Below are 5,393 nucleotides of genomic sequence, written 5' to 3' on the forward strand. Positions count from 1 at the left end.
GACTTACTGTGCCGGAATTTCACCGAAGACTAGAATACAATAATCACGCAGATGATTATTCTTACTCGCTTTTACTATTTTAACACGGTCGGCTCATATCCCCACGGATAAATCCGGGGGCTTTACGCCGATTCTCGGTAAGAACGGATAGGCGAAAAAAGATGCAGTCTAACCCTGGGTTGTCATCAAGGGACAGCAACGGGGGCGATCGCGCCGACCCCTTCTGCGGATCGTTTCCATCTAAAAATTGTTTACCCCTAAATTTATAGAGAACTCGATGATTAAAAACTGGCAGATTTAACCCGAAAAAAATCTAAAACCTAAACTCTAAACTCTACAATTCCCCATCCATCATCTACTTTGAAAAGCAATGCCCAACCCAAATAATCAATCCAATTCCATCAATGAGTTCGGTTTCCTTGGTCAACCCTGGTTAGTCGAAGAACGAGACGCCTGTGGTGTCGGCTATATCGCCGATCGCCAAAACATTCCCAGTCGGTCCATCATTTCAATGGCAATGAAAGCCCTAACCTGCCTCGAACATCGCGGCGGCTGTTCCGCAGACAGGGATTCAGGAGATGGGGCCGGAGTCATGACCGCCATTCCTTGGCAACTCTTCCAGCCTTGGTTACAGGAGCATAACCCGAACTCCCTGCCTCTTGAATCCATTGGGGTCGGGATGGTCTTTTTCTCAATGGACCCAGTGTTGCAACTCTCGGCGCGTCAAATTGTCGAAGAAACCATCAAAACTCATGACTTGCAACTGTTGGGATGGCGCAAGGTTCCCGTGCGTCCGGAAGTCCTGGGGGTGCAAGCGCGGGAAAATCAACCTCATATTGAGCAAGTATTTGTCCATTCCCCAGACAAAACCGGGGATGAATTGGAACGCCTTATGTATCTGACCCGCCGTGTAATCGGTTCCGCCCTGAAAGTCGATGCAGCGGGTCCCAACCATCAAAACCCGATTATTTGGGGACAAGATTTCTATATTTGTTCCTTCTCCAATCGCACCATTGTCTACAAAGGTATGGTCCGTTCGGCGGTCCTGAGCGATTTTTACCTGGATCTACTGGATGAGTCCTATACCAGTGCATTCGCCGTTTATCATCGCCGGTTTAGCACCAACACCCTCCCCCGATGGCCCTTGGCTCAACCGATGCGGTTGTTGGGACACAATGGGGAAATTAACACCCTCTTGGGCAATATCAACTGGATGATGGCGCGGCAGGTGGATTTACGATCGCCGCTGTGGGGGGAAAAAATTGAACAACTCAAACCTTTGGTCAATCCCAACAACAGCGACTCCGCCAACCTCGATAACGTCATGGAACTGCTCGTCCGGTCCGGTTCTGACGCCAGCGAAGCCCTGATGATTATGGTCCCGGAAGCCTATCAAAACCAACCCGCCCTCAAAAATCGTCAGTCTATAGTCGATTTCTATGAATACTACAGCGGCATCCAAGAACCTTGGGATGGTCCGGCCCTGATTGCCTATAGCGATGGTCGTGCCGTCGGGGCCACCCTCGATCGCAACGGCTTACGCCCCGCCCGCTATGCGATAACTAAGGGTGGCTTGGTGATGGTCGCTTCGGAAGCTGGTGTCGTCGATATCCCCTCCGCCGACATCATCGAAAAAGGTCGCCTGGGTCCCGGTCAAACCCTCGTCGTAGACCTCACCACTCACGAAATCCTCAAAAACTGGGAGGTCAAGGAACGGATTGCTCAAAAGCATCCCTACGGCGAATGGTTAGGGCAGCATCGTCAACATCTCCAACGCCAAACCTCCCTTCTGGCTACTCAACTCACCCCCGAACAACTGCTGTCCGCCCAAACTGCCTTCGGTTACACCAGCGAAGATGTGGAAATGATTATCGAAGAAATGGCAGCAATGGGCAAAGAACCCACCTTCTGCATGGGCGATGATATCCCCCTGGCGGTTCTGTCCCAAAAACCTCGTCTGCTTTACGACTATTTCAAACAACGGTTTGCTCAAGTCACTAATCCCCCCATCGACCCCCTGCGGGAAAGTCTGGTGATGTCCCTGCGGATGCACTTGGGAGTTCGGGGCAATCTCCTAGAAGTCAAACCGGAGTTTGCTGGACAGCTAGAAATTGACTCCCCGGTTCTGAATGAAGCGGATTTACGCGAGATTGAATCTCGGTCTGATTTGCTAACTCTGTCTACCCTATTTCCCGTCACTAATCAGCCCTCGGAATTGGCCGACTCGGTGCAAAACCTCTGCAATCAAGCGGAGTCAGCGGTGCGAAATGGTGCAACCTTGGTGATTTTGAGTGATGCACCGGGACCGAATACAAAAGACACCTATATTCCCCCACTGGTGGCAGTTGGGGCGGTTCACCATGCCTTGATTCGGGCGGGATTGCGCTCTCATGCTTCTTTGATTGTGAATACGGCGCAATGTTGGAGTACCCATCATTTTGCTTGTTTGATTGGCTATGGCGCTTCGGCTGTTTGTCCCTATTTGGCGTTGGAATCAGTGCGCCATTGGCATAAGGATGGCAAGACTCAGAAATTGATGGAACGGGGTAAGTTGCCTCAAGTGACTGTTGAGCAGTCTCAGGAAAATTATCGTCATGCGATCGAGGCGGGACTGTTGAAGATTCTCTCCAAGATGGGGATTTCTCTGCTGTCGAGTTATCACGGGGCTCAGATTTTTGAGGCGATCGGGATTGGTCGGGAATTGCTGGATTTGGCTTTTGTGGGAACTGCTTCTCAAATTGGCGGATTGAGCGTTGCGGAGTTGGGGTCAGAATTGGGGGCATTTCATGAGAAGGCGTTCCCCCAACCGGCGGGCAAGAAGTTGCAGAATGAAGGGTTTGTGCAATATCGCCCTGGTGGTGAATATCACATGAATTCCCCGGAAATGTCGAAAGCGCTGCATAAGGCCGTGGCGGATACGAAGGGTTCGGGGGTAGGGTATGAGCATTATCAAGTTTATAAGCAGTATTTAGCGGAACGTCCGCCGACGGCGTTGCGGGATTTGTTGGATTTTAAGAGCGATCGCCCTTCGGTTTCGATTGATGAGGTGGAACCTGTGGCGGAAGTTCTCAAACGGTTCTGCACTGGGGGAATGTCTTTGGGGGCTTTGTCTCGGGAGGCCCATGAGGTATTGGCAGTCGCCATGAACCGGATTGGCGGTAAGTCTAATTCTGGGGAAGGGGGGGAAGATTCTGTGCGGTTTGGGGTTTTGGATGATGTGGATATTGAAGGTCACTCGCCATCTTTACCCCATCTCAACGGATTGAAAAATGGGGATACTGCTTCGTCGGCTATCAAACAGGTGGCGTCAGGCCGCTTTGGGGTGACTCCGGAGTACCTGATGAATGCCAAGCAAATCGAAATTAAAATGGCACAAGGGGCGAAACCTGGTGAAGGGGGACAATTGCCCGGGAAGAAGGTTAGTCCTTATATTGCGATGTTGCGGAAGTCTAAGGCGGGGGTTCCGCTGATTTCGCCGCCACCGCATCACGATATTTACAGTATTGAGGATTTGGCTCAGTTAATTTTTGATTTGCACCAGGTTAATCCGAAGGCGGCGGTTTCGGTGAAGTTGGTGTCGTCGATTGGGATTGGCACGATCGCCGCTGGGGTGGCTAAGGCGAATGCGGATGTTATCCAGATTTCTGGACATGATGGCGGGACTGGGGCTTCTCCTTTGAGTTCGATTAAACACGCCGGGAGTCCCTGGGAGTTGGGTTTGGCGGAGGTGCAGCGGGTGTTGATGAGCAATGGACTGCGCGATCGGGTCGTCCTCCGTACCGATGGCGGCTTGAAAAGTGGCTGGGATGTCCTGATTGCTGCCTTGATGGGGGCCGAAGAGTTTGGCTTTGGCAGTATCGCCATGATTGCCGAAGGTTGCATCATGGCCCGGATTTGCCATACCAACAATTGTCCTGTGGGAGTCGCCACCCAGCAAGAGAAGTTACGGGCGCGGTTTACCGGGGTCCCGGAACACGTGGTCAATTTCTTCTATTTCATTGGGGAAGAAGTGCGGCAGTTGTTGGCGATGTTGGGATATCGGTCTTTGCAAGAAGTGATTGGCCGAGGAGATTTGCTGACTGTGCGGGAATCAGTGGAATTGAGGAAGACTCAGGGGCTGTGTTTGGATGTGATTACTAAGCTGTTGCCGGATACGCGAGGCGATCGCAGTTGGTTAAGTCATGGTCCAGTGCATGGCAATGGGCCGGTGTTGGAGGATGAGTTGTTGGCCTCTGGGGAGATTGCGGGGGCGATCGCGTCTCAATCGGAGGTCTCGAAAACTCTCCCGATTGTCAATACGGACCGTTCTGTTGGGGCGCGTCTGGCTGGGGAAATTGCCTCTCGCTATGGCAATAATGGCTTTGGTGGTCAGATTAATTTGACTTTCCAAGGCTCGGCGGGACAGAGTTTTGGGGCATTTAATGTGGACGGAGTGACTCTGCGCTTGGAAGGGGAGGCCAATGATTATGTCGGCAAAGGCATGACGGGCGGAACTTTGGTGGTGGTGCCACCAGGGGGAGCGACTTATAATCCGGCTGAGAATGCGATCGTTGGGAATACCTGCCTCTACGGTGCCACCGGGGGATACCTCTTTGCCCGAGGCCAAGCGGGACAACGCTTTGCTGTGCGAAATTCCTTGGGTAAGGCGGTGATTGAAGGGGCCGGGGACCATGCTTGTGAATATATGACCGGGGGCGTTATCGTCGTCCTGGGGAAAACGGGCCGAAACGTAGGGGCCGGGATGACGGGTGGTTTGGCGTATTTCCTCGATGAAGAGGGGGATTTTGAGGGGTTGGTGAATGATGAGATTGTCCATATCCAACGGGTGACGACTTTTGCTGGGGAGGCGCAATTGAAGGGGATGATTCATAAGCACGAAGAATATACGGGCAGTGATAAGGCGTCTCGGATTCTGGAGAATTGGGCGGAGTATTTACCGATGTTTTGGCAGGTGGTTCCGCCCTCGGAAGCGGGTAGTTCTGAAGTAGTGGCGGAAATCTGCGGTTGAAAAGGTGTCAGTGAAGGTATAGCTGAATTAACAACAGAGGGAACCCCCACCTTTTCCCTCTGTTCGTAGAAACGACAGCAAGTCGTTACTTAAGTTCGTAGTAACGACTTGCTGTCGTTTCTTCCCCCATTTCCAAAGGTAGGTTTTGATTCAACCCCGACGAAGCCAAACCCCCTCCGGTCCCCTCCCCTTGCCAAGGTCCGGGTTAGGGTGGGGTCCCCCTCCGGTCCCCTCCCCTTAGCAATGGGAGGGTTAGGGTGGGGTCCCCCTCCGGTCCCCTCCCCTTAGCAAGGTCCGGGTTAGGGTGGGGTCCCCCTCCGGTCCCCTCCCCTTAGCAAGGTCCGGGTTAGGGTGGGGTCCCCCTCCGGTCCCCTCCCCTTGGCAA

1 protein-coding gene is annotated in these 5,393 nt (G+C 52.8%); it reads left to right on the top strand.

Features of this window, described 5'->3' with window-relative positions:
• Positions 1–370 precede the first annotated feature (370 nt).
• Entirely contained in the window at positions 371–5,008 is a 4,638-nt protein-coding gene (locus J0895_RS16160; RefSeq protein ID WP_207089072.1) for a glutamate synthase-related protein, read from the top strand.
• The last annotated feature ends 385 nt before the right edge of the window (positions 5,009–5,393 follow it).

This window comes from Phormidium pseudopriestleyi FRX01 (assembly GCF_017313335.1).
Lineage (GTDB): Bacteria > Cyanobacteriota > Cyanobacteriia > Cyanobacteriales > Laspinemataceae > Laspinema > Laspinema pseudopriestleyi.

Coding starts and splice junctions, on each gene's coding strand:
- J0895_RS16160 (WP_207089072.1), top strand. CDS start 371: ATGCCCAACCCAAATAATCAATCCAATTCCATCAATGAGTTCGGTTTC.